Annotated in this window: 25 protein-coding genes and 1 tRNA gene; 14 read left to right on the top strand and 12 right to left on the bottom strand. The window is 58.8% G+C overall.

Going from position 1 to position 23,298, the window contains the following annotated elements; all coding sequences use genetic code 11:
- Nucleotides 1–27 precede the first annotated feature (27 nt).
- Nucleotides 28–1,062 (bottom strand): RluA family pseudouridine synthase, encoded by a 1,035-nt coding sequence (locus tag ACP15F_RS08855; RefSeq protein WP_424940444.1) that lies wholly within the window; start codon nucleotides 1,060–1,062, stop codon nucleotides 28–30.
- On the opposite strand from ACP15F_RS08855, the gene ACP15F_RS08860 reads away from it, so the two are divergent.
- Nucleotides 1,061–1,390: a DUF6476 family protein gene (locus ACP15F_RS08860; RefSeq protein WP_424940445.1), complete on the top strand. Its 330-nt coding sequence runs from the start codon at nucleotides 1,061–1,063 to the stop codon at nucleotides 1,388–1,390. The genes ACP15F_RS08855 and ACP15F_RS08860 overlap by 2 nt on opposite strands.
- Before the next feature lie 27 nt (nucleotides 1,391–1,417).
- On the opposite strand, the gene ACP15F_RS08865 is transcribed toward ACP15F_RS08860, so the two are convergent.
- Nucleotides 1,418–1,494 (bottom strand) — tRNA-His (locus ACP15F_RS08865).
- Nucleotides 1,495–1,600: 106 nt separating this feature from the next.
- On the opposite strand from ACP15F_RS08865, the gene ACP15F_RS08870 reads away from it, so the two are divergent.
- Complete coding sequence (locus tag ACP15F_RS08870; protein ID WP_163038448.1) at nucleotides 1,601–1,807, top strand: DUF6324 family protein; 207 nt, start codon at nucleotides 1,601–1,603, stop codon at nucleotides 1,805–1,807.
- Between the two features lie 6 nt (nucleotides 1,808–1,813).
- Here the strand turns inward: ACP15F_RS08870 and ACP15F_RS08875 are convergent, their stop codons facing one another.
- From ACP15F_RS08875 to ACP15F_RS08890, 4 genes are all read right to left on the bottom strand, one after another.
- On the bottom strand, nucleotides 1,814–2,272 hold the full coding sequence (locus ACP15F_RS08875) for an MmcB family DNA repair protein (protein WP_424940446.1): 459 nt from the start codon (nucleotides 2,270–2,272) through the stop codon (nucleotides 1,814–1,816).
- 288 nt (nucleotides 2,273–2,560) lie between these two features.
- A complete protein-coding gene (gene coaD / locus ACP15F_RS08880; protein ID WP_424940447.1) occupies nucleotides 2,561–3,052 on the bottom strand; it encodes a pantetheine-phosphate adenylyltransferase in 492 nt (163 codons plus the stop codon).
- 205 nt (nucleotides 3,053–3,257) lie between these two features.
- Nucleotides 3,258–3,692, bottom strand: a complete 435-nt coding sequence (locus ACP15F_RS08885) for a CBS domain-containing protein (protein WP_424940448.1) — start codon at nucleotides 3,690–3,692, stop codon at nucleotides 3,258–3,260.
- A 92-nt stretch (nucleotides 3,693–3,784) separates the two neighbouring features.
- The gene (locus ACP15F_RS08890; RefSeq protein WP_424940449.1) at nucleotides 3,785–4,687 is read right to left on the bottom strand and encodes a LysR family transcriptional regulator; all 903 of its coding nucleotides are present in this window, start codon (nucleotides 4,685–4,687) and stop codon (nucleotides 3,785–3,787) included.
- A 182-nt stretch (nucleotides 4,688–4,869) separates the two neighbouring features.
- Between ACP15F_RS08890 and ACP15F_RS08895 the strand changes: the two genes are divergently transcribed.
- The 7 genes from ACP15F_RS08895 (at nucleotide 4,870) to ACP15F_RS08925 (ending at nucleotide 11,806) form a co-directional block, all read left to right on the top strand.
- The gene (locus ACP15F_RS08895; protein WP_424940450.1) at nucleotides 4,870–6,369 is read left to right on the top strand and encodes a CoA-acylating methylmalonate-semialdehyde dehydrogenase; all 1,500 of its coding nucleotides are present in this window, start codon (nucleotides 4,870–4,872) and stop codon (nucleotides 6,367–6,369) included.
- A gap of 133 nt (nucleotides 6,370–6,502) precedes the next feature.
- Nucleotides 6,503–7,636: a carboxylate-amine ligase gene (locus tag ACP15F_RS08900; RefSeq protein WP_424940451.1), complete on the top strand. Its 1,134-nt coding sequence runs from the start codon at nucleotides 6,503–6,505 to the stop codon at nucleotides 7,634–7,636.
- A 140-nt stretch (nucleotides 7,637–7,776) separates the two neighbouring features.
- Nucleotides 7,777–8,928 carry an acyl-CoA dehydrogenase family protein gene (locus ACP15F_RS08905; protein WP_424940452.1) on the top strand — a complete coding sequence of 384 codons (1,152 nt, stop codon included), beginning with the start codon at nucleotides 7,777–7,779 and terminating at the stop codon, nucleotides 8,926–8,928.
- Nucleotides 8,928–9,956: an enoyl-CoA hydratase/isomerase family protein gene (locus tag ACP15F_RS08910; RefSeq protein WP_424940453.1), complete on the top strand. Its 1,029-nt coding sequence runs from the start codon at nucleotides 8,928–8,930 to the stop codon at nucleotides 9,954–9,956. The genes ACP15F_RS08905 and ACP15F_RS08910 overlap by 1 nt, the downstream gene beginning before the upstream one ends.
- 10 nt (nucleotides 9,957–9,966) lie before the next feature.
- On the top strand, nucleotides 9,967–10,839 hold the full coding sequence (gene mmsB / locus ACP15F_RS08915; protein WP_424940454.1) for a 3-hydroxyisobutyrate dehydrogenase: 873 nt from the start codon (nucleotides 9,967–9,969) through the stop codon (nucleotides 10,837–10,839).
- Nucleotides 10,840–10,864: 25 nt separating this feature from the next.
- Nucleotides 10,865–11,524: a Crp/Fnr family transcriptional regulator gene (locus tag ACP15F_RS08920; RefSeq protein ID WP_424940455.1), complete on the top strand. Its 660-nt coding sequence runs from the start codon at nucleotides 10,865–10,867 to the stop codon at nucleotides 11,522–11,524.
- A 78-nt stretch (nucleotides 11,525–11,602) separates the two neighbouring features.
- On the top strand, nucleotides 11,603–11,806 hold the full coding sequence (locus ACP15F_RS08925) for a YgaP family membrane protein (RefSeq protein WP_424940456.1): 204 nt from the start codon (nucleotides 11,603–11,605) through the stop codon (nucleotides 11,804–11,806).
- A gap of 120 nt (nucleotides 11,807–11,926) precedes the next feature.
- Here ACP15F_RS08925 and ACP15F_RS08930 read toward each other — a convergent pair whose 3' ends face one another.
- The 5 genes from ACP15F_RS08930 to ACP15F_RS08950 all read right to left on the bottom strand — a co-directional run bounded on the left by ACP15F_RS08930 (nucleotide 11,927) and on the right by ACP15F_RS08950 (nucleotide 18,306).
- Nucleotides 11,927–13,318 carry a TRAP transporter large permease gene (locus ACP15F_RS08930; RefSeq protein ID WP_424940457.1) on the bottom strand — a complete coding sequence of 464 codons (1,392 nt, stop codon included), beginning with the start codon at nucleotides 13,316–13,318 and terminating at the stop codon, nucleotides 11,927–11,929.
- Between the two features lie 3 nt (nucleotides 13,319–13,321).
- Entirely contained in the window at nucleotides 13,322–13,981 is a 660-nt protein-coding gene (locus tag ACP15F_RS08935) for a TRAP transporter small permease (RefSeq protein WP_424940458.1), read from the bottom strand.
- 110 nt (nucleotides 13,982–14,091) lie between these two features.
- Complete coding sequence (locus ACP15F_RS08940; protein WP_424940459.1) at nucleotides 14,092–15,093, bottom strand: DctP family TRAP transporter solute-binding subunit; 1,002 nt, start codon at nucleotides 15,091–15,093, stop codon at nucleotides 14,092–14,094.
- Nucleotides 15,094–15,325: 232 nt separating this feature from the next.
- The gene (locus tag ACP15F_RS08945) at nucleotides 15,326–16,567 is read right to left on the bottom strand and encodes a sigma-54-dependent transcriptional regulator (RefSeq protein WP_424940460.1); all 1,242 of its coding nucleotides are present in this window, start codon (nucleotides 16,565–16,567) and stop codon (nucleotides 15,326–15,328) included.
- Nucleotides 16,564–18,306 (bottom strand): sensor histidine kinase, encoded by a 1,743-nt coding sequence (locus ACP15F_RS08950; protein WP_424940461.1) that lies wholly within the window; start codon nucleotides 18,304–18,306, stop codon nucleotides 16,564–16,566. The genes ACP15F_RS08945 and ACP15F_RS08950 overlap by 4 nt, the downstream gene beginning before the upstream one ends.
- A 58-nt stretch (nucleotides 18,307–18,364) precedes the next feature.
- Between ACP15F_RS08950 and ACP15F_RS08955 the strand changes: the two genes are divergently transcribed.
- Nucleotides 18,365–19,540, top strand: coding sequence for a cytochrome P450 (locus ACP15F_RS08955; protein WP_424940462.1), 1,176 nt, complete (start codon nucleotides 18,365–18,367; stop codon nucleotides 19,538–19,540).
- Here ACP15F_RS08955 and ACP15F_RS08960 read toward each other — a convergent pair whose 3' ends face one another.
- Complete coding sequence (locus tag ACP15F_RS08960; RefSeq protein WP_424940964.1) at nucleotides 19,541–20,002, bottom strand: Lrp/AsnC family transcriptional regulator; 462 nt, start codon at nucleotides 20,000–20,002, stop codon at nucleotides 19,541–19,543.
- A 140-nt stretch (nucleotides 20,003–20,142) separates the two neighbouring features.
- Here ACP15F_RS08960 and ACP15F_RS08965 point away from each other — a divergent pair, with 140 nt between their 5' ends.
- The 4 genes from ACP15F_RS08965 to ACP15F_RS08980 are packed head-to-tail and all read left to right on the top strand — an operon-like array spanning nucleotide 20,143 to nucleotide 23,269.
- Nucleotides 20,143–20,469 carry a DUF2849 domain-containing protein gene (locus ACP15F_RS08965; RefSeq protein ID WP_424940463.1) on the top strand — a complete coding sequence of 109 codons (327 nt, stop codon included), beginning with the start codon at nucleotides 20,143–20,145 and terminating at the stop codon, nucleotides 20,467–20,469.
- Nucleotides 20,462–22,132, top strand: coding sequence for a nitrite/sulfite reductase (locus tag ACP15F_RS08970; protein WP_424940464.1), 1,671 nt, complete (start codon nucleotides 20,462–20,464; stop codon nucleotides 22,130–22,132). The genes ACP15F_RS08965 and ACP15F_RS08970 overlap by 8 nt, the downstream gene beginning before the upstream one ends.
- Entirely contained in the window at nucleotides 22,122–22,862 is a 741-nt protein-coding gene (locus tag ACP15F_RS08975) for a phosphoadenylyl-sulfate reductase (protein ID WP_424940465.1), read from the top strand. The genes ACP15F_RS08970 and ACP15F_RS08975 overlap by 11 nt, the downstream gene beginning before the upstream one ends.
- Nucleotides 22,859–23,269 (top strand): DUF934 domain-containing protein, encoded by a 411-nt coding sequence (locus ACP15F_RS08980; RefSeq protein ID WP_424940466.1) that lies wholly within the window; start codon nucleotides 22,859–22,861, stop codon nucleotides 23,267–23,269. Before ACP15F_RS08975 ends, ACP15F_RS08980 begins: the two co-directional genes overlap by 4 nt.
- Nucleotides 23,270–23,298: the final 29 nt, after the last annotated feature.

Below are 23,298 nucleotides of genomic sequence, written 5' to 3' on the forward strand. Positions count from 1 at the left end.
CCTTACCTCGTACTCATCGCGCTGGTTTCAGCCCGCGCGCAGGGTTTCGATCAGCTCCAGCATATCCGCTGGAATGGGCGCTTCAAAGCTGAGTTTTTCGCCCGAAACCGGATGCACAAACCCCAGCGACGCAGCATGCAGCGCTTGCCGTGGGAAAGCGCGCGCCGCTTCGACCGCATCAGGGCCAATCACCTTCACGTTCAGCTTACGCCGCCCGCCATAGGTGGGATCTCCGATCAACCCGTGGCCCGCGTGGGCCATATGCACGCGAATCTGGTGGGTCCGACCGGTTTCCAACCAGCACTCGATCAAGGCGGCTTGGACGGGGGTGCCAAAGCCTTCCAGGATCCGCGCCCGCGTCACAGCATGGCGCCCACCCGAAAACAGCACTGCCTGCTTCTGGCGGTCGGTCTTGTGCCGCGCCAGTTGTGTGGTGATCTTTAGGATATTGCCCTTTTCAAAGCTGGTGCCTTTAATCCCGCCCAGACGCGGATCCGCCTGATCTGGCGCACCGTGGGTGACAGCCAGATAGTGCCGCTCGGCCGAGTGCGCTTCGAACTGTTTGGCCAGCCCGTGATGCGCGGCGTCCGATTTCGCAACCACCAACAAGCCCGAGGTGTCCTTGTCGATCCGATGCACAATACCGGGGCGCTTTTCGCCCCCGACTCCAGACAAGTTACCGCCAAAATGGTGCAACAGCGCGTTGACCAGCGTGCCCGTGGGTGTGCCCGGCGCAGGATGCACCACCATGCCTGCAGGCTTGTTCACCACGATCAGATCATCGTCCTCATAGACGATGTCCAGCGGGATATCTTCTGGGCCGATATGGCTTTCATTGGCCTCAGGCACCCGAATCTCCAATTCGTCCCCTTCGGCCAGTTTCCCACGCGGATCATCCATCACCTGACCGCCCATCGTAACCGCCCCTTCGGCAATCAGTTTGGCCAATCGGGACCGCGACAGGTTTGCTTCCTCTGGCACATCACGCGCAATCGCCTTATCAAGACGCTTGGGCGGGTTCTCGGCTATGATGACCCGGACAATCCGGTGCGAGGTAGACATGGACAAAACTCCTGAACAGGAACTGGACGAAGCCCTTGAGGATAGCGTGGGCCTTGGCACCGTGCGCTATCTGAAAACGATTGTCACGGCAATGACGGTGGCAACGATTCTGGGGATGATCGTGCTGATCACCGTTGTGGTGCTGAGATTCTCTCAGACCTCACCCGAGGCGCCCTCCTTCCCTCTACCAGATCAGATCACCCTGCCAGAGGGCGTGACAGCAGAGGCTGTCACACTGGGCCGCGACTGGATCGGCATCGTTTCCGGAGATGAGATTTTGATCTACGGCACTGACGGTCAGCTTCAAAAACGCATTACATTGCGCTGATTCATTTGCGTTCTGAAGAGGGGGAGATGGTACCGACACCCCGGCTCGAACGGGGGACCTCTTGATCCACAATCAAGCGCTCTAACCTACTGAGCTATGTCGGCACGCCGGATGCATTTACCCCCCCACGCGGGGCTTTGCAAGAGGTCGCGGGTTGAAAAATGCATGAAAGCGCACTAACCCGATCAGAAGAAATTCAGGAGGCCACACATGGGCATCAACGACGAAAGTGACATCGACGCAAACCTTCAGATCGGGCCGACCTCGATTGGAATGGTGCGCCTTTATGTGGAAGGCGGCGGCGTGGAACTGCCGATGGATTTCGAACCGGAAGAGGCCGAAGAAATCGCGGAAGAACTGCTAACGGCCGCCAAACAGGCCCGCGCATTGGCAGACAGCGCCAAGTCGAAAAAGTAACGTTTTCTATACGTTGACCAAAGCCGCCACGCCGGGATCGCGAAAACCTTGCAACCGGCGCGCGGCATGGGTCGCAAATTTCTGCACCATCACTTTGCGCCGGGCCGGTGCCAGCTTGTCTTCCGGCCCCATGCGCAAAATCTCGGCGTCATAGCTATCAGCGATGATCAGCCCGGTGTCATCCGGCAACAGCTCGGTCGGGAAGTCGGAATCAACGGCCCAGAAATAGCGGTCGCACCATTCCAGATATCCTTCCCATTTGCTGTCGGACGTGAAATCCACGCGTGAGGATTTGCACTCGATCACCCAGACCTCGCCCTTTGGGCCCAGCGCCATCACATCGACCCGCAGCCCCCGTGTCGGCACCAATTCTTCGACGGTCACAAACCCATGGCTCAGCATGTGACGGCATACACCGCGCGCCAGAAGTTGTCCGGGCATCAAGGTTTGGTCAGTTATCGCCATACTGCAAATCGAACATTTCGTGAACAAAATGTCAATGCTACGTGCGCAGCCGATCCTCCCCTTGCACATAAGGCGCCCCACGCCTATCTAGGCCAAGGCGGCTTCTGCCCTTCGCGTCACATGCGGGTAAAATTCCGGTGGCCTTAAGCAATTCCGAGGGAGCTGGCTCTGTTTGGGCCGTGGTCCACTTACCCGGCGCCCACCTGTATATACAGGTCCTCGGGAATTCAGACCCCGACGGTCGCGGTGGGGCCGCCACTTTTCACTGCAAACCAGCGCCGGTGCGCTTCAGTTAATCTTGTCGAGCAGCTGTCCACGCACGTCTTCGGGAACAAACTTGCTGACATCGCCGCCCAGCTTGGCGATCTCTTTCACCAGCTTTGATGCAATCGCCTGATAGCGTGCCTCGGCCATCAAGAACACAGTCTCGACGCTGTCATCCATCGCGCGGTTCATACCAACCATCTGATATTCATACTCAAAATCCGTAACTGCCCGCAGGCCGCGAATGATGATCTGTGCGCCGACATCATGAGCACAATCGATCAGAAGGTTCTGGAAGGGATGCGCGACGATCTCGGTCCCGGTTTCAGCAGCCAGTTTCGCGCATTCGCTTTCAACCATCGCGACGCGCTCTTCCAGCGTGAACAAAGGCCCTTTGCCCGTGTTGATCGCAACACCAATCACCAGCCGGTCTACCAATGCACAGGCACGACGAATGATGTCCGTGTGCCCCAAAGTGATCGGGTCGAAAGTTCCGGGATACAATCCGATGCGCATGATCTGGTCTCCTTGCAGTGGGCGCACGCAACATTATGGCGCGCCCAAATGCAAGCTTTTTCCGCAGTGCAGCGTATTCCTACGTAAAGCGTTCCCAGATAGACTTGAGACACAAGTTTGTTTCGAAACGCCCGCAACGCGGATGTCTTGCATCGCGTTGCGGCTTCCCCCTTTTCAGGTCAAACCCGAAACGCTTTTATTCGCTTCAGTAGCCCATGATCATGTTTTTCAGCGCGTCCGCCTGCTGCGAGAGCTCTTCCAAACGCGCCTTGACCACGTCACCGATCGAGACAAGCCCAACCATCTCGTCTCCGTCCATCACCGGCATGTGGCGAAAGCGGCCCTCGGTCATGGTCTGCAACACCTGAATGGCGCGGTCGCCCGGTGCGCAGGTGATCAGCTTCTCGGTCATCAGATCGTCCACTGGCTGATCCAAACAGCCCGTGCCAACCTTGCCAAGCTCGGAAACAATGTCGCGTTCTGACAGAATGCCCGCGGGATGCACGCCGTCCGTGGACACGATGACTGCACCGATCTTTTTCTCAGACAACAACTGCGCCGCGTCTGCCACCTTGCTACCCGGCTGAACCGTGGCAACGCCCTCGAGGTTTTTGTCTTTGAGGATCTGGTGAATGAGCATAGGCGCCCTCCCGTCTGTATGCATTGTATTTTTCTGTCCCCAGCGTCACCCCTTGCGCAACATAATGTCAAGGCCTCTTTGCACCTGCAGCGTTATCCGTCCACCATTCCCTCAAGTCGCGCCACCTCGTCCCGAATGCCGCGCAGCAGTTCCTCTCCCACTCGCGCGAAACGCTCCATCCGTGCGTCGCCTTCGTGGCGCACCAAGTAGAAGGAGCGTTTAATCGACAGTTCCTCTATCAGGATGCGCTTCAGTTCCGGAGCTGACGGCAGAATGAAATCATGGGTAACCCCCACACCGCCCCCTTGCTTCACAAGCCCCAACTGAACCGAGACAAGGTTTGACGCCAGTGCCGTCTTTTCGACCCCGAGATCCTCGAGAAAGTCCAACTCAGGATAAGAAATCATGTCCTGAATATACCCGACCACAGGATGATTGCGCAGATCAGCCAAGCAATCCAATGGCGCGGCCTGTTCTAAATAATCATGCGACGCTGCGAGATGCAGATGATAGTCTGTGATCTTCTGAACCGTGATCCGCCCAGTCTGCGGTGGCGATACTGTGATCGCCATATCCGCCTCGCGCTTTGACAGGTTGATCACGCGGGGAAGCGCCACGATCTGCAACTCCAGCTCAGGATGATCACGCTGAATCGCGGCGCAAACTTGCGGCAGGATGAAACTGGCCACCCCATCCGTGGCCCCGATCCGCACCTGTCCAGACAACTGACCGGACTGCCCTGCCAGCTCGTCCACACCCGACATCACCGCCTGCTCAGCCCGTTCCGCATGAGATAACAAGCGCAGCCCTGCATCAGTTAACGCATATCCTTGCGGAGACTTCGTGAACAGCGACAACCCAAGATCCGCCTCTAACTTGGACACCCGCCGCCCAACCGTCGCCGCATCCCGCTTCAACACCCGCCCAGCGCGCGACAAGCTTTCCCCGCGCGCCACTGCTAAAAACACTTTCAGATCATCCCAGTCCAAGGCCAATCCCTCATTTTCTTACCAGAAATATCCTGGGGTGAATGCGCACAGCGCAGAGGGGCAAAGCCCCTTTCACCGGTCATGGACATACCGACGCCTTGCAAAAACGCAAAACGCTTTTGGAAAACTACGTCTTTTCCCGGCAATTTTGCAAGACTATGCTGCGCATGAAATTTGGGAGATTTATCATGCAAAAACTTGGACACTGGATCAACGGCCAGATGGTCGATGGCACGTCGGGCCGCACCGCCGACGTCTTCAACCCCGCCACCGGCGAAGTGCAGGCACAGGTTGCCCTTGCCACCAAAGCCGAGCTGGACGACGCCGTCGCCAAAGCCGCCGAAGCCCAGAAAGAATGGGGCGCCACCAACCCGCAGAAACGCGGCCGCGTGATGATGGCCCTTGTTGGTCTTCTGAACCGTGACATGGACAAGCTGGCCGAAGCCCTGTCGCGCGAGCACGGCAAGACCATCCCTGATGCGAAAGGTGACGTGCAGCGTGGTCTGGAAGTGATCGAATACTGCATCGGCGCGGCCCAGATGATGAAGGGCGAGTTCACCGACAGCGCCGGCCCCGGCATCGACATGTACTCCATGCGTCAGCCTCTGGGCGTTGTGGCCTCGATCACGCCGTTCAACTTCCCCGCCATGATCCCGCTGTGGGGTATGGGCCCGGCTTTGGCCGCTGGTAACGCAATGATCCTGAAACCGTCCGAGCGTGACCCCTCGGTCCCGCTGATGCTGGCTGAGCTGTGCAAAGAAGCGGGCCTGCCCGATGGTGTTCTTCAGGTTGTGAACGGCGACAAAGACGCTGTTGACGCGATCTTGGACAACGAAACCGTTCAGGCGGTGGCCTTCGTTGGATCGACCCCGATTGCGCATTACATCTACTCGCGTGCAACCGCCAACGGCAAACGCGCACAGTGCTTCGGTGGTGCGAAAAACCACATGATCATCATGCCCGACGCGGACATCGAACAGGCTGCTGACGCGCTGATCGGCGCTGGTTTCGGCGCTGCTGGCGAACGCTGCATGGCGATCTCGGTTGCCGTTCCGGTTGGCAATGAAACCGCAGACAAACTGCGCGACGCCCTTGTCCCGCGCATCGAGAAGCTGAAAGTGGCCCCATACACCGACGGTGATGAAGTCGACTACGGCCCCGTTGTGACTGCCGCCGCCAAGGAAAACATCCTGCGTCTGATCAACTCGGGCGTGGAACAGGGTGCTGATCTGGTTGTCGACAGCCGCGACTTCAAACTGCAAGGCTATGAAGACGGCTTCTTTGTTGGCCCGCACCTGTTTGACAACGTCACAACCGACATGGACATCTACAAGCAGGAAATCTTTGGCCCTGTTCTGTCGATGGTCCGTGCCGAGAACTATGAAGAGGCCATCGGCCACGCCATGGATCACGAATACGGCAACGGCACCGCGATCTTCACCCGTGACGGTGATACCGCCCGTGACTTCGCCAACCGGATCAACATCGGCATGGTCGGCATCAACGTTCCGATCCCAGTTCCGCTGGCCTATCACACGTTTGGCGGCTGGAAGAAGTCGGGCTTTGGTGACCTGAACCAGCACGGCCCGGACGCGTTCAAGTTCTACACTCGCACCAAGACCGTTACCCAGCGCTGGCCGTCGGGCATCAAAGAAGGTGGCGAGTTCAACTTCAAAGCCATGGACTAAGACCGCTCACGGTTTAAACGAAACGCCCTGGTCTCTGGCCGGGGCGTTTTGCGTTCCACGACCCCTGCCCGCTTGTCCATTCGACATTCTCTTGCCAAAGTGGACCTGCGCGACGCAGACAGGAGGACAGGCCATGGCCCGAACAGCCCCCACATTCTCGATCGGAATCGAGGAAGAATACCTGCTGGTGGACCGCGACAGCCTTGCCCTGCGCGAAGCCCCAGATGAGATGATGGAGGCCTGCCGCGCAGAGCTGGAAGGCCAAGTCAGCCCCGAATATCTGCAATGCCAGATCGAGATCGGTACCCGCGTCTGCGCCAACGTGACCGAGGCCCGTGATGACCTGAAACGTCTGCGCGCCAGTGTCGCCAAACACGCCAAGGATTACGGGCTGGCCCCAATTGCGGCCTCGTGCCATCCGTTTGCCAATTGGAAAGATCAGCACCACGTCAACAAGGACCGCTATAACGACCTGCGCCGCGATTTGGCGGGCGTTGTGCGCCGGATGCTGATTTGCGGGATGCATGTACATGTGGGTATTCCCGATCCCGACACCCGGATCGACCTGGTCAATCAACTGTCCTATTTCCTGCCCCACCTTCTGGCGATGTCCGCCAGTTCGCCTTTCTGGCAGGGCGAAGATACGGGGCTTGCGTCCTATCGTCTGACCGTCTTTGACAACCTGCCCCGCACCGGGTTGCCGCCTCAGCTGGGCAGCTGGTCGGAATATGAACGCTCGGTTCAGGCGCTGGTGGACATCGGCGTAATCGAGGACAGCTCGAAAATTTGGTGGGACCTGCGCCCGTCGGCCCGCTTCCCCACGATTGAGGCACGGATTTGCGATGTCCAACCCCGGCTGGAAGACACCTTGTCTTTGGCCGCCTTGATCCAGTGTCTGACGCGGATGTTGTGGCGGTTAAAGGCAAGGAACCAACGCTGGCGGCAATATGACAACTTCCTGATCGGTGAAAATCGATGGCGCGCCCAGCGCTATGGCGTGACGGGTGGCTTGATTGACTTTGGTCAGGGAGAAATCGTGGGCTTTGACGCACTGCTCGACGAGATGATCGAGCTGATTGGCGAGGACGCACACGCCTTGGGGTGTCAGACTGAAGTTGAACGCGCCCGCACCATCCTAGAAGGCGGCACGGCAGCAGACCGCCAGCGTGCGGTTTTCCAAGACAGCATTCAGGCCGAAAAGCCGAAAGAAGAAGCCCTACGCGATGTGGTCCGCCATCTGGTCGATTCGTTCCACGACGGCCTGTAGAACTCCGTATTTCTACGTGGTTTTTCGATGGCTTAGCTCCGGATAATTCCAAGGATGCGGTGGAACTGTTACGGGCTTTGAAAAACTCCTGTAAGGATTGCGCCATAAATTGTGCACAGACACGTGGACGGGAGGACCAGATGGATTTCGCGCTGACCGAGGAACAGACCCTCATTTTCGATATGGCCAAAAGCTTTGGCGAAGAAAATATCGCACCTAATTCCGAGAAATGGGAGGCCGAAGGCACCATCCCGAAAGAGCTGTGGCCGCAACTGGCCGAGCTGGGCTTTGGTGGCATCTATGTATCAGAAGAATACGGTGGTTCCGGCCTTTCGCGCCTTGACGCCACGCTGATTTTTGAAGCCCTTGCCATGGCCGACCCGGCCATTGGTTCGTTCCTGTCGATCCACAACATGTGCGGCGGCATGATCGACAAGTTCGGCAAGGAAGAAGACAAGCAGAAATGGCTTCCGGCGCTGTGCTCGATGGAGAAAGTCTTCTCGTACTGTTTGACCGAACCGGGTTCCGGCTCGGACGCGGCTGCGCTGAAAACGCGCGCCGAAAAGACTGACAAAGGCTATGTGATGAACGGCAACAAAGCCTTCATCTCGGGCGGCAACTATTCGGACGTGTACGTCACCATGTGTCGCACTGGCGAAGATGGCCCCAAGGGCATTTCGACCGTAGTCGTCGAAGCCGGCACACCGGGTCTGAGCTTTGGTGCAAATGAACGCAAAATGGGGTGGAAGGCGCAGCCGACCTCTCAGGTTCAGTTCGATGATTGTCTTGTCCCGCATGAAAATCTGCTGGGTGAAGAGAGCAAAGGTTTTGTCTATGCCATGGCTGGCTTGGACGGCGGACGTCTGAATATCTCTGCCGGTGCTCTTGGCGGGGCACAGAAAGCTCTGGATCTGACCCTGCAATACATGGGCGAGCGCAAGGCCTTCGGCAAAACCATCGACCAATTCCAAGCGCTGCAGTTCCGTTTGGCCGAGTATGAGACCAAGCTGCAAGCCGCACGTACCTTCCTGCGTCAAGCCGCATGGAAGTTGGACAATGGCGCTCATGATGCGTCGAAGTTCTGTGCCATGGCCAAGCTGATGGTGACGGATGTTTCGTTTGAGGTCGCCAATGGCTGTCTGCAGTTACATGGCGGCTATGGCTATCTGTCCGACTATGGCATCGAAAAGATCGTGCGTGACCTGCGCGTGCACCAGATCCTTGAAGGCACGAACGAGATCATGCGCCTGATCGTCGGCCGTCAGCTTCTGGCCGAGCGCGACCGCGGCTAATGTCGGACATCTCGATCCGAAAAGAAGGCAAAGCTGGGCGGATCACTTTGACCCGCCCAGAAGCCCTGAATGCACTCAGCTATGACATGTGTCTGGCCATCGACGCCGCTCTGATCAAATGGGCCGATGATGACGACGTGGCGCTGATCCTGATTGATGCCGAAGGCGACCGCGCCTTCTGTGCCGGTGGCGACATCCGCGAGATTTACGAGATCGGCCTATCGGGCGATCACACCCGCGCGCAGGAATTCTGGCGCGATGAATACCGCATGAACGCGCGTCTGTTTGAATTCCCCAAACCCGTGGTCAGCTTCATGCAGGGCTTCACGATGGGCGGTGGCGTGGGTGTCGGCTGTCACGGCTCGCACCGGATCATGGCGCGCTCGTCGCGGATGGCGATGCCGGAATGCGGGATCGGTCTAGTGCCGGATGTGGGCGGATCGATGATCTTGGCGCATGCGCCCGGACGGTTGGGCGAATATATTGGCATGACCGGCGCGCGCCTTGCGCCGGGCGACGCGATCCACGCGGGCTTTGCCGATTATGTGATCCGTCAGGCCGAATGGGACGCGCTGAAGGCGGATCTGATCCGCACCGGCGATCCCAGCCATATTGACGAGGCCGCAATTCCGCCGATCCCGGGCAACCTGTCGGCCATGCAGCCGATGATCGACGCGCATTTCGGCGGCGGCAGCTTGGGCGAGATCGTCGCCTCTTTGCGCGCCGAAGACAGCCAGTTTGCCGAAAACACGCTGGAGCTTCTCAGCCGGAACTCACCCCTGTCGATGGCCTGCACGGTCGAGATGCTGCACCGCATGTCGGACACTCGTGACGTGCGGACCACGCTCGAACTGGAATACCGCTTCGTCTATCGTGCGCTAGAGCATTCCGATCTGGTGGAAGGCATTCGCGCGGCTGTGATCGACAAGGATCGTAACCCGAACTGGGAATACGACATGGAAAACCTGCCGCAAGAGGCAGTCGAACATATGCTCGCCCCGTTGGGCGACAAGAAACTGACATTCTAGGGAGAACCTCATGAAAATCGGATTTATCGGACTGGGCAACATGGGTGGCCCGATGGCTGCGAATTTGGCCAAAGCCGGTCACGAGGTCACCGGCTTTGACATGGCCCCTGTCGAGATCGAGGGCGTCGTCATTGCCGCTTCAGGCGCCGAAGCCGCTGCAGGCAAAGACGTGGTTGTGACCATGCTGCCCAACGGCCAAATCCTGCGCGCAGTTGCCAATGAAATCGTCCCCGCGATGGAACAAGGCGCGGCCTTCGTCGATTGCTCGACCGTGGACGTGGAAAGCGCGCGCGCAGTGGCGGAACAAGCCGCGGCAGCGGGCCTTCTGCCCGTAGACGCCCCCGTATCGGGTGGTGTTGGCGGCGCATCGGGTGGTACGCTGACCTTCATGGCGGGTGGCTCGGCCGAGGCCTTCGCCAAGGCAGATCCTCTGTTCGACATCATGGGCCAGAAGGCCGTGCATTGCGGTGACAGCGGTGCTGGTCAGGCGGCCAAGATTTGTAACAACATGATCCTTGGCATCACCATGATCGGCACCTGCGAGGCGTTCGCGCTGGCCGACAAGCTGGGTCTGGATCGCCAGAAGATGTTCGACGTGGTCTCGACTTCGTCGGGGTATAGCTGGACCATGAACGCCTATTGCCCTGCCCCGGGTGTTGGTCCGGCCTCGCCCGCCGACAACGACTATCAGCCGGGCTTTGCTGCTGAGCTGATGCTGAAAGACCTGCGTCTAAGCCAGCAAGCGGCCGAGGCTGCGGATGCCGACACCCCTATGGGTCAAGCCGCCACCGACCTTTACACGCAGTTCGTCGAGAACGAAGACGGGCTGGGCATGGACTTTTCGGCCATGTTGCCGCGGTTTGAAAAACGCGGTCGCGGCTAAGGCACATTCGGTCTAGCCTAGACACATGAGCTGGACCGAACATACAGATCAAATCGCCGGGCTGGACGCCCCAGCCCGCGCGCTTCTGGACACGCTTTCCCCGATGGATGTACCCGACGGGGCCGTGTTGTTTTGCCCCGGAGAGGCGGTGAAGGGCTATGTCGTCATGCTGTCCGGGCAGGTCGACGTGAACCTGATCGGCCCCAATGGGCGCGACATTCTGCTGTATCGCGTCGCACCGGGCCAAAGCTGCATCCAGTCGACGCTGGGGCTGCTGGGTGGCGACGATTATACCGCCGAAGCCACGGCCGAGACCCCTGCCCGTCTTGTCCTGATCCCACGCGACGTGTTCTTTGCGCTTCTGGACAGCTCGCCCGGCTTTCGACGGCTGGTCTTTGGTGCCTTTGCCGAACGCATGCAGTCGATGATGCAATTGATCGAGAACGTGTCCTTCATGAGCGTCGAGGCCCGTCTGGCCGCGCTTATTCTGGACCGCTGTGGCCCAGATGGGTGTTTGCACATGACACAGGCCGAGATGGCGACAGCGATCGGCACCGCACGCGAGGTGATCTCGCGTCGGTTGGACAAGATGGCACATGCGGGATCGGTGGCGCATGAACGCGGTGTCGTGACAGTTCTGGATCGCAAGGCGCTGAACAAAATCGTCAACGGGACAGCTTTTTAACCATCCTGTGTGACCACGTCACATGCCTTTCCCCAAAAGCCTTGTTAGCAAGGTGTCAGACAAGGAAAGGAGTTCATCATGCTCAAACGTAACGAAGGTAACATGGATCGCATTTTGCGCGTTGTCGCTGGTCTGGCCCTGCTCGGTTGGTATTTCTTTGCTGGAGGTCCGATTTGGGCGCTGATCGGCATCGTCCCACTGGCCACTGGTGCGCTGGGATCCTGCCCGGTGTATTCGATCTTCGGGATCAACACCTGCAAGCTTAAAAACAACGCTCAATAAATTCGCAACTTTTGGGTGCTAAACCCAATTGTGTAGCGAGTAGAACGGTAAACGCCGGGCCCCTAGGAGCCCGGCGTTGTGCTTTTTCCAGGGATGGGCCGCGTTCACGGCCCACCCTATCTATTTCGTGATGATCTCTGGTCCCATCAGCAAAGTCGGCAACCATGTCGACAGGAACGGGATATAAGTCACCATGATCAGGAAGACGAAGAGCACAGCCAAGAATGGTGCCGCTGCCCTCACAACCTTCATCATGGGCATCCCAGCCACGCCCGACGTCACGAAGAGGTTCAGACCAACTGGCGGCGTGATCATCCCAATCTCCATGTTCACCACCATGATGATGCCCAGATGGATCGGATCCACGCCCAGCTCGATGGCAATCGGGAACACCAACGGCGCCACGATCACGATCAGGCCCGAAGGCTCCATGAACTGACCGCCGATCAGAAGGATCACGTTCACGATGATCAGGAACATGATCTTACCAAACCCTGCCGACAGCATTGCATTGGCGATTTGCTGCGGGATCTGTTCATCGGTCAGCACGTGCTTCAGAATCAGCGCGTTGGCGATGATGAACATCAGGGTGATGGTCAGACGACCGGCCTCGAACAGGGTGCCGCGCGTGTCTTTGTGGAAGAACGCAGTGATCAGCGCCTGAGGCTTTTGAAGCAGAGTCTTCTTGCCCTCACCCGTGTCCGCCAGCGGACCCATGTCGCGATAGACGAAACAGGCCACGATGAACGCATAGACCGAGGCAACCGCCGCCGCTTCCGTGGGCGTAAACAGCGCGCCGGTCACGCCGGGAATGCCATAGATGCCAACCATGATGATCACGATCAGAAGCAGTCCCCACAGCGCGTCCGAGAAGCTGGACAAGATCTCGCGCCAGCCTGCGAACTCGCCCTTCGGCATGTCCTTGATCGTGGCAATCACATAGATTGCGATCATCAGCATCAGGCCCGCCATAAGGCCGGGAATGACGCCTGCCAGGAACATACGTCCAACCGAAACTTCCACAGCCGAGGCATAGACCACCATCACAATCGACGGCGGAATCAGGATGCCCAGCGTACCTGCGTTACAGATGACACCTGCGGCGAAATCCTTGGTGTAGCCGACCTGACGCATCGCTGCGATGACGATTGTCCCGATAGCAACCACGGTCGCAGGCGACGAGCCTGAAAGTGCGGCAAACAGCATACAGGCAAAGACGCCCGCAATCGCAAGACCGCCCCGGAAGTGCCCCACACAGGCGATCGAGAAGCGGATGATCCGTGCGGCCACCCCTCCGGTCGACATGAACGACGACGCCAGAATGAAGAACGGAATCGCCAAGAGCGTATAGTGCCCGGCCTGCGCCTGATAGAAGCTCTGCGCAACCGAGGCCAGCGAGGTCTCTGAGAAGAGCAGAAGGAAGGTGATCGAGCTCATGCCCAGCGCAACCGCAATCGGCACGCCGATCATCAGAAGGCCAATGACCATGGCAAATAGGAATACGACGTCCATGGGTTACTCCTCCCACTGATGGTCTTTGAGCTGGTCGATCTCGTCCTCGACCTCGTGGCTCACAATCAGGGCGTCCTGCTGACCGCGCCAGATGCGCAATGTGGCTTGCAGGAACCTGAACAGAAGCAACCCGACCCCGACGGGCAGAATGGTATAGGGGACAACGCGGGGCAGCTTGTCATAGGTCTCGCCCTGATTGATCAACCCTTCCAGAAAGCGCAGGATTTCGGGCATGGGCACCTGATCGGTGATGTACCACGCCTGATCGCGTGTCTTTTCAAAGCCAGTGGGGAACCAGCGGCCCGATGTCCGGTCAAGGGCAGCATAGGGTGCCCAATAGTCCCAAGCGCCTTTCATCAGCAGGAACGCATACACGATGCAAACTGCGGCAGCGATCAGCGCGACAATCCTACGTGTGCGCGACGGCAGCATGTTGGTCAGTGCGTCCACCCCAAGGTGCGCCGTGACCTTCACGCCATAACTGACGCCAAACAGCACAAGCCAGGCAAACAGGATCAGGGTGACTTCCAGCCCCCAGATGATGGCGCTGTTGAAGACATACCGTAGGACAACGTTGACGAATGTGATCATCACCATCAGGCCAAGAAGCAGCGCGATGACCGTTTCCTCGAAGCCTTTGGTGTTATGTGTTGTGGAACTCATGGTGGTTCCTCTCCATGAGGTTGGGCCAAGCAGCGCAGAACGGATCACGTCTGGCCGGGCCGAGGATAAGAGGTGTCGGGGCAGACCAAAGCCCGCCCCGACCGAAAAGCTTAGTGCATTCCGTTGATTTTCTGAGCTTCAGCGATGTTCTCAGCACCTACATCAGCTTCGAACTGAGCCCATACCGGCTTCATCGCTTCCAACCATGCAGCGCGCTGTTCGTCGGTCAGCTGGCGTACAACACCGCCGGCGTCGATAACGGCTTGCTTCGAGGCTTCGTTCACCGCGAAAGCTTCGCTGTTGCGGAAGGCTGTGACCTCGTCCACGATGGTGGCCAGTTGGTCACGCACGTCTGCCGGCAGACCTTCCCACCAGTCAACATTGGTCACGACCATGTAGTCCAGCAGACCGTGGTTGGTCTCGGTCACGCCGTCCTGAACTTCGAAGAACTTCTTGCCATAGATGTTCGACCAGGTGTTTTCCTGACCATCCACAACTTTCTGCTGCAGCGCACCGTAGACTTCCGAGAACGCCATCGGCTGCGGCGAGGCACCCAGTGCTTCCATCTGGGCAACCAGAACGTCCGAGGTCTGAACGCGGAACTTCAGGCCGGCCGCATCGGTCGGCAGCTCAAGCGGTTTGTTGGCCGAGAACTGCTTCAACCCGTTATGCCAGAAGGCCAGACCCAGAAGGCCGCGGCGGGTCATCGATTCTTTCATCGCCTGACCGGTTTCGCCCTGTTGGAAGGCATCCACGGCATCCATGTTTTTGAACATGAAGGGCAGATCGAAGATCCGGAACTGCTTGGTGAAGGCTTCGAATTTCGACAGCGACGGAGCAGCCAACTGAACGTCGCCTTGCAGCATCGCTTCCAGAACTTGGTTGTCGTTATAGAGGGTCGAGTTCGGGTAGACCTCCATACAGGCTTTGCCGTTCATCTCGTCATTCACGCGCTGTTCCAGCAGCGACGCAGCAATCCCCTTGGGGTGCTTGTCGGTGTTGGTCACGTGGCTGAACTTGATAACGATCTCGCCGTCATCACAGGCCGCTTGTGCGGTGGTGACAGACGCAGCGATGGCCAGGGCCGAGGCCGCAATGGTCAGGAATTTCATGTGGTGTCCTCCCAGACAGATAGAAAAGCGCCCGAAATGGGCAACAGTCCAATTGGGTCACGAGTTTGTGACGTCGCCAAGGGGAACAGAGACAATCGCAGCGGATAGCGTTTTTATCTTTTACTTACTGTGTGTTGAGATGCCCCACGCTGTGCTCATGGCTGCCCTGCAACTGCGGCATGGGCGGATTTTCACACAGTGGACATCGGCACCTGTGCGAAAATCCGCACAATCAGGCGCGAAACGCTTCGGGCCGAATCCCATGGCGCGCCAACTTGTCGTAGAAAGTCTTGCGCGGCAGTTTCAGCTCTTTCGCAGCAGCAGTCGCCCCGCCCCCATGTCGCTTCAGGGCATCCATTAGTAGCGACCTTTCAACCTGTGCAAGCTGCTCGGAAAGGCCCAGCCCCTCTCCGTCAGATGGCGCGTCCATCTGATCTAGCCCTAGTCCCATGGAAAAGCGCATGGCAGCGTTCATCAAGGCGCGCGCATTACCCGGCCAGTCCCGTGCCATCAACTGTGCGATGGCATCCTGTCCGATTTCAGGTGGGGTCAGGGCCGCTTGTTCCGACGAGATCGAGACATAGTGCCGGAACAAGAGCGGAATATCCTCTTTCCGCTCGCGCAAGGCCGGGATGCGAATCCGAAAGAGATCCAGTTTATAATAGAGATCTGCATTGAAACGCCCGGCCCGATGTTCAGCTTCAAGATCACGATAGCTTCCAGCAACCATGCGCCAGTTCCCGGGCTGCTCCAACAGGTCCAGAAGTCGATACTGCACACCTGCATCCAGCGCTCCGACCTCGTCCAGAAACAGAGTGCCGCCTTCAGCCCGGTCAACACCCGACAAAAGATCTGCCGCGCTAAGGCCAGCAGCGGCCAGCTTGACGAAGGGCCGCGTGGCATCGCCAGACAGCAGGTGCAGAACCTCGCAGACCTTAGACGTTCCCGAACCCGGCTCGCCACAAATCAAGACCTCGGCCTTGGTGGCGGCGGCGGAACGAACCTGTGCACGCAGTTCTTCTGCCAGTGCGCTTTCCCCGATTAGAAGACGTGCCGCCGCATCTCCTGTTTGTGCTTTGGTGCGAAGGGCGCGGTTTTCCAACACCAGTATTCTGGTATGGATCGCCCGTCCTATAACAGACAGCAACGTATTGGGATTACATGGTTTTTCTAGAAAATCAAACGCCCCTTCGGTCATTCCACGTACGGCCGTGGGGATATCCCCCTCGCCCGTCAGCAAAATAATCGGCAGTTCAGGATCAACCGCTTGCGCCTGCTGTAACAACGCAAAGCCATCCTTTCCAGGCATACGAATGTCCGACAGCACAACACCCGGGAAATCAGCGCGAAGATGATCTTTTGCCTCGACATAGCTGCCGGCGGAAATCACAGTCAAACCGTTCAGCTCAAGCGTCTGGCCCAGTGCTTCACGCACCATCATGTCGTCATCGACCAGCAGCACCGTCTGTGTCATTCCGCGTCCTTCCAATAGGGGAGTTCAACCGTAAACATCGCCCCGTTTTCGCAGTTACGCCCACGAATATCGCCCCCGAAGCTTTGCACAAGCCCATACGAGATCGATAGCCCAAGCCCCATGCCATCTTCTCCTACCTGCTTGGTCGAGAAGAAGGGTTCAAATATCCGGTCGGGATCCTCAATGCCCGGCCCGCTATCTTGCACCGTCACGGATAGGGTCTTGCCCGCATTGACGGCAATCCGAATGTGGCGGTCATTCTGCCCGATCATGGCGTCCGCCGCGTTGTTGATCAGGTTTACAAAGACCTGAGACAATCGCACCTCGCCCGCTTTAGCAAAGACAGGCGTGGTCGGAGGCACCCAGTCCAACGTGACCTGATCCGCCTTTAACCGGGGTTCAGTCAATTCGACCGCAGTCGACACCACTTGCCCCAGATCTACTTTGCCCGTTGGTTCGTTTTCGTTACGCGCAAAGGCGCGCAGGTTCTTGATGATCCGTGCCATGCGATGCGACAGCTCAGAGATCCGCGTCAGGTTCTGCCCGGCCTGCTCTTCCTGTCCGCGCTCAAGAAACAACGAGGCATTCTCGGAAAAACTGCGGATCGCCATCAGGGGCTGGTTCAATTCGTGACTGATGCCTGCTGACATCTGCCCAAGCGCCGACAGTTTGCCTGCCTGCACCAGATCATCCTGCGCCTTCTTCAATGCGGCCTCGGCCTCACGCCGTTCGCGGTTTTCGCGCAGCAGGTCCAGGTTGGCTTCGGACAGCGCCTGTGTGCGTTCCGCAACGCGGGCTTCAAGCCGTGCATTGGCAGCGGCTTCAATGCGCAGCCTCTCATCAAGAGCACGCCGCCGCTCACCCACCGCTAGAAGAAGCCCGCCAATCCCCAGACAAATCGCGGCGGCGATGGCCGCCAGCAGGGCCGCACTGCGTTCGGCTGGCGCCGTATCCAGCAGGATTTCGCCGCTTAGGCCCACGGTGGACAGGTCGCGGGTCAAATGCAGTGCCCGGTCGGGAAGATACGGCCCGGCCGCGACCCTCCAGACCTCGTGCCCCGTCCAGTTGCTAGCGCTGCTGTTCAGGAAACGCTCGGCCGGGCGGGTTGCGCTGACCAGATCCAACCGGTTTGAAACAAAGACCTTTTCGCCATTCAGCGTGAAGAACAGCGCTGACGCGGTCGAGGGCCAGTTCTCTTCAAAATCCAAAAGGTTCGTGCGTGCGATCACTGCGCCCTGCCCCTGTTCGCCCTTACCCACGATTGGTGCTGCATAGGAAAACACCCGGCGCAGACTTCCGTTGCCCACGGGTTGAAACTCGGCTTCTGACCCCAAGGCACCTGTCAGAGCGCGATGGATCATTGCGCTTGCAGGGTCCAACTGCTGTTGGGCTTGGTGTGAAGCCGCCAATACGCGTCCATTGTTATCCACCAGCAAAAGCTGATGCGCACCCGTCATATCTGCCATCGCTCGCAGCAAATCATCCGCAGCTTGTGGGTCCTTGGCCTCTCCACCTAGCCGCGCTCGTAAGACGGGGTGTCGTGCAAGAACAACGGCCAGCTCGCGGTAGCGAAACAGGTGGCGCGTCAACTGGTCCGTTGCCAGATCCAGCTCGGACGAAGCTTGCTCTGACAGCGGTGTCAACGCCGCCCGCCACGCCACCGCCCAGACCCCGGCACTGATCACCAGCGTCCCGAGAAGAAAGGGAAAAATCCATTTCGTATGCAAAAACCGCAACATGACGGCAGCATAGGAAGCAGCTCTTGCATTGACCAGTCGCTTTAAGGAACATGCGCGCATGAAGCGATTGACCCAATCCCCGACCGATCCCGAATTCATCCAGAACCCCTATGCGTTCTACGACTGCGCCCGTGTGGAAGGTGATGTGTTCTTCTGGGAAGACTATGACCTGCCCATGGCGGTCAGCTTTCGCGCGGTCAACGCGTTGCTTCGGGATCGCCGGTTCGGTCGCGAACCCGTCGAGCCACGACAGTTTCCAGACCATCTGGCCCCGTTTTACGCGGTCGAAGCACATTCCATGCTGGAACTGGAAGCCCCCCGCCACACGCGCCTGCGCAAACTGGTGCTGCGCGCCTTTACCTCGCGCAGAATTGCCGCGCTTGGTCCCGAGATCGAGACGCTGACGCATGAATTGATCGACGCCTTTCCGGACGGCGAGTTCGACCTCTTGCCTGCATTTGCCACCCGTATTCCGGTGATCATCATCTGCCGCCTTTTGGGCGTTCCCGAGGATCGCGCGGATGACCTGCTTCGGTGGTCCAACGCTATGGTCTCGATGTATCAAGCACGCCGCACCCGCGCGATCGAGGACGAGGCGATTGCCGCAACCGAAGCCTTCGTCGCCTTCATGCGGGACTATGTGGACGAGCGTCGCGGTGACCCGCACGACGACCTGATCACCGAGCTGATTCAGGCCGAAGAAGAAGGCGAGAAGCTGTCCACGGACGAGCTGATCTCAACCTGCATCCTGCTGTTGAACGCAGGCCACGAGGCGACCGTACATGCTATGGCCATCGCGGTGAAAACCCTGTTGGAACAAAAGGTTTCGGCAGAGGTATTGTTGCCCGATTCAATTGACGAAACGATCGAAGAGACCCTGCGCTTCGACCCTCCGCTGCACATGTTCACACGCCATGTTTATGAAGATACAACGCTTTACGGGCACGAGTTCAAGCGCGGAGACGAAATCGGATTGCTTTTGGGGGCGGCCAACCGTGACCCGGACATGTGGGATGATCCGAACGTGTTCGACCCATCCCGGCGGATTAAACCAAATACGGCCTTTGGGGCAGGCGCGCATTTCTGCATCGGCGCACCGCTGGCGCGGCTAGAACTGAAACACGCCCTCCCGATCCTGTTCGAACGCTGCCCGGGTCTGACCATCACTTCGCCACCCAACTACGGGAATGTCTATCATTTCCACGGGCTGGAAAAGCTGATGGTTCGCGTGTGATCAGATCGGCAGTTCGGTCGAGAACTTGATCTCTTCCATCGACAACAGCGCGGTCACGTTGAAGATTTTCACCTCGGAAATCAGCGCCTGATAAAACTCGTCATAGGCACGGGCGTTTTCCACACGGACCTTCAGGATATAGTCGATCTCGCCCGCCAAACGGTGCGCTTCCATCACTTCAGGGCGCGCACGTAGGGCTGCCAGGAACTTCTCTTGCCAGTCGGCTTCGTGCTCGGACGTGCGGATCAAAACGAAGAAACACGCTTCAAACCCAAGGCTTTCGGCGTCCATCACCATCGTGTTCTGCCCAATCACCCCGCCTTCGCGCATCTTGCGAATCCGGTTCCACACCGGCGTCTTTGATGACCCCACCTTCTTGGCAATTACGTCCAAGGACTGCCCTGCATCACTCTGAAGCTCGCGCAGGATTTTCCGGTCGATCTCGTCCAGCCGAACAGACATTCCGCTTTTTCCCTTCTTCTGGTCCGGGCGTTCCAATTGGCGCTCAAACCGAAACAACATTCCTTATTTCCCACGACACCTCGCGGAATAATGGGAAAATGTCCTATATAATGCACGAACGCAACCGGAAAGGACATCCTATGCCCCGCCCATTCACACCCAAAGTCGTAACCGCCAACGATCTGATCGAAGGTGACGTAATCTATATGGCCCGCAACGGGTCATGGGTGCGTGACATGTGTATGGCATGGTTGATCGACGACGAGGCCGAGGCGAACGCCCAACTGGCCCATGCCGAAACCGAGCCCGGCGTGGCTGTTGGCCCCTATCTGGCTGACGCAGCCGCAGGCCCCACTGGCCCGATCCCCACCCATTTCCGCGAAGCGTTCCGTGCCACCGGCCCGTCGAACCGCTACCACGGCAAACAGACAGAGCAATCGGCGTCGGAGGCCGTGGCCAATGTATGATTACAACCATTTCGACGAAAGCTTCGTGCGCAACCGCGTGGATCAATTCCGCGAGCAAGTGGGCCGCCGCATCTCGGGCGCGCTGACCGAAGACGAGTTCAAACCGCTGCGCCTGATGAACGGCGTCTATCTGCAACTGCACGCCTATATGCTGCGCGTTGCGATCCCTTATGGCTCGCTGAACCCCAGCCAGATGCGTCAGCTGGCGATGATCAGTGAACGCTGGGACAAGGGCTATGGCCATTGGACCACGCGTCAGAACATTCAGTATAACTGGCCGCGCCTGTCGGATATTCCTGACATGCTGGACGCGCTCGCGGATGTTGGCATGCACGCCATCCAGACCTCGGGCAACACGATCCGTAACGTGACCGCAGACCACTTCGCGGGCGCTGCCGCGGACGAGGTTGAAGATCCCCGCCCAACGGCCGAGCTATTGCGCCAGTGGTCCACCGACCACCCGGAATTCCAGTTCCTGCCGCGCAAGTTCAAGCTGGCCGTGACCGGGTCCAAGGCTGACCGTGCTGTCACCAAGGCGCATGACATCGGCATTCGCATCGTGAAGAACGACGCGGGCGATGTGGGTTATCAGATCCTTGTTGGTGGTGGCCTTGGCCGCACGCCCGTCGTCGGTCAGGTCTTGAAAGACTTCCTGCCCCGCGCAGATCTGCTGCCTTATGTCGAGGCCATCGTCAGCGTCTACAACACGCTGGGTCGCCGCGATAACAAGTATAAGGCGCGCATCAAGATCACCACGATGGAGAACGGGATCGACAAGATCCACGAATTGGTCGAGGCCCGCTTCGCTCAGCTGCGCCCGCTGTTTTCCGGCGTGGATCAAGAGCATTTCGCCAGCATCGCCGCTGACTTCACCGCACCTGACTTCAAGACGGCCGACCTTGCGGGCTATCACGCTGCCCGTGACGCCGACCCGATCTTCCGGTCGTGGAGCGATACCAATGTGGATGACCACCGCGCGGACGGCTACGGGATCGTCACGATCTCGATGAAAGCGCATGGCGCGACGCCGGGCGACGCCAGCTCGGATCAGATGCGCGTGCTTGCTGATCTGGCCGAACAGTTCGGCCACAGCGACATTCGTATCAGCCACGAGCAGAACGTGATCTTCCCGCATGTCCACCGCTCGGACTTGCCTGCGCTGTTCGCGACACTTCGCGCGCATGGCATGGCGACGGCCAATGCCGGTCTGATCTCGGACATCATCGCCTGCCCGGGCATGGATTACTGCGCGCTGGCCACAGCCCGCTCGATCCCGGTCGCGCAAGAAATTGCCGAGCGTTTCGACGCGCTGAAGATCGAGCACGACATCGGCCATCTGCAGATCAAGATCTCGGGCTGCATCAACGCCTGTGGTCACCACCACCTGGGCCATATCGGCATTCTGGGTCTGGACCGTGCGGGCGTCGAAAACTATCAGATCACCTTGGGTGGTGACGCCGGCCCGGACACTGTGATTGGCAAACGGGCCGGCCCCGGCTTTGCCTATGACCAGATCGTCCCGGCCATCGAACGTCTGGTGCACGCCTATCTTGAGCACCGCGAGGACGAGGGCGAGACCTTCATCGACGCCTTCCGCCGTCTGGGCGAAGCGCCGTTCAAGGCGGCCCTCTATCCGGAAGAGGACAAGACCCATGCCGCTTGAAATCCCCCTTCCCCCCGCGGAAGAGCGCGCGGCTGATCTGAACGGTCGTTACAAGCACCATTCCGCGACCTCGGTCGTGGAGCGGGCGCTGTCGGACAGCACCATTGGCTCGCTTGCGCTGGTGTCCAGCTTTGGTGCGGAAAGCGTTGTGTTGCTGCACTTGGTGGCCAAGGTCGACCGCACCGTTCCGGTGATCTTTCTGGACACACAGATGCTGTTTCAGGAAACGCTCGATTATCAGGTCGAGGTGGCTGAAAAGTTGGGCCTGACCGATGTGCGCGTTGTGCATCCTGACCCGGAAGAGCTGTTCGCCCGTGACCCGGACAACATTCTGCATTTGGCAGACACCGATGCCTGCTGCGCTGTACGTAAGGTTGAGCCGCTGGACCGTGCTTTGGACGGGTTTGACGGCTGGATCACCGGGCGCAAACGCTTTCAGGGCGGCAAACGCGTGGATCTGGAGTTTTTCGAGGCCGAGGATGGTCTGCTGAAGGTCAATCCGTTGGCCCATTGGGCGGCGTCCGACGTGCAGGATTACCTGATCAACAACCGACTGCCCAAGCACCCGCTGGTCAGCCGCGGCTTCCCGTCAATCGGCTGTGCACCCTGTACCTCGGCTGTGAAACCCGGGGAAGACCCACGTGCCGGACGCTGGCGCGGGGCCGAGAAGACGGAATGCGGCATCCATTTCGTGGATGGTAAAATGGTACGCGTAGGAGCAGAAGCATGAGTGTGATTGTAACCGATAACGGCTTTGCCCGTGACGACTGGACTGAAGGGTTCGCAACCCCGGACGAACGTGCTGCCAATGACACGCGCGGATTGCACATCGCCTCGGACACGGATCCGGCGGCGCTGGCCGATCTGATGGTCGGCGTGCCTGCCATCCGCATCGATTTTCCGTCATTCGCGGATGGACGCGGCTTCACGCTGGGCCGTCAGCTGCGCCTTTTGGGCTATCAGGGGCGTCTGCGCGCCCACGGCCACGTGATCTCGGACCAATATGCGATGGCGCGCCGGTCGGGCTTTGACGAGGTCGAGATCTCGGACGAGCTGGCCCAACGTCAGCCGGAAGCCGAATGGAAGTTCCGGGCGGACTGGAAGGCCTATGACTATAGGTCGCGGATGACTGGCTAGACCGGTCTTCGTAACCCTCCTATATACTC

The sequence above is a fragment of the Aliiroseovarius sp. S253 genome (assembly GCF_049800855.1).
In the GTDB taxonomy this organism is placed as follows: domain Bacteria; phylum Pseudomonadota; class Alphaproteobacteria; order Rhodobacterales; family Rhodobacteraceae; genus Aliiroseovarius.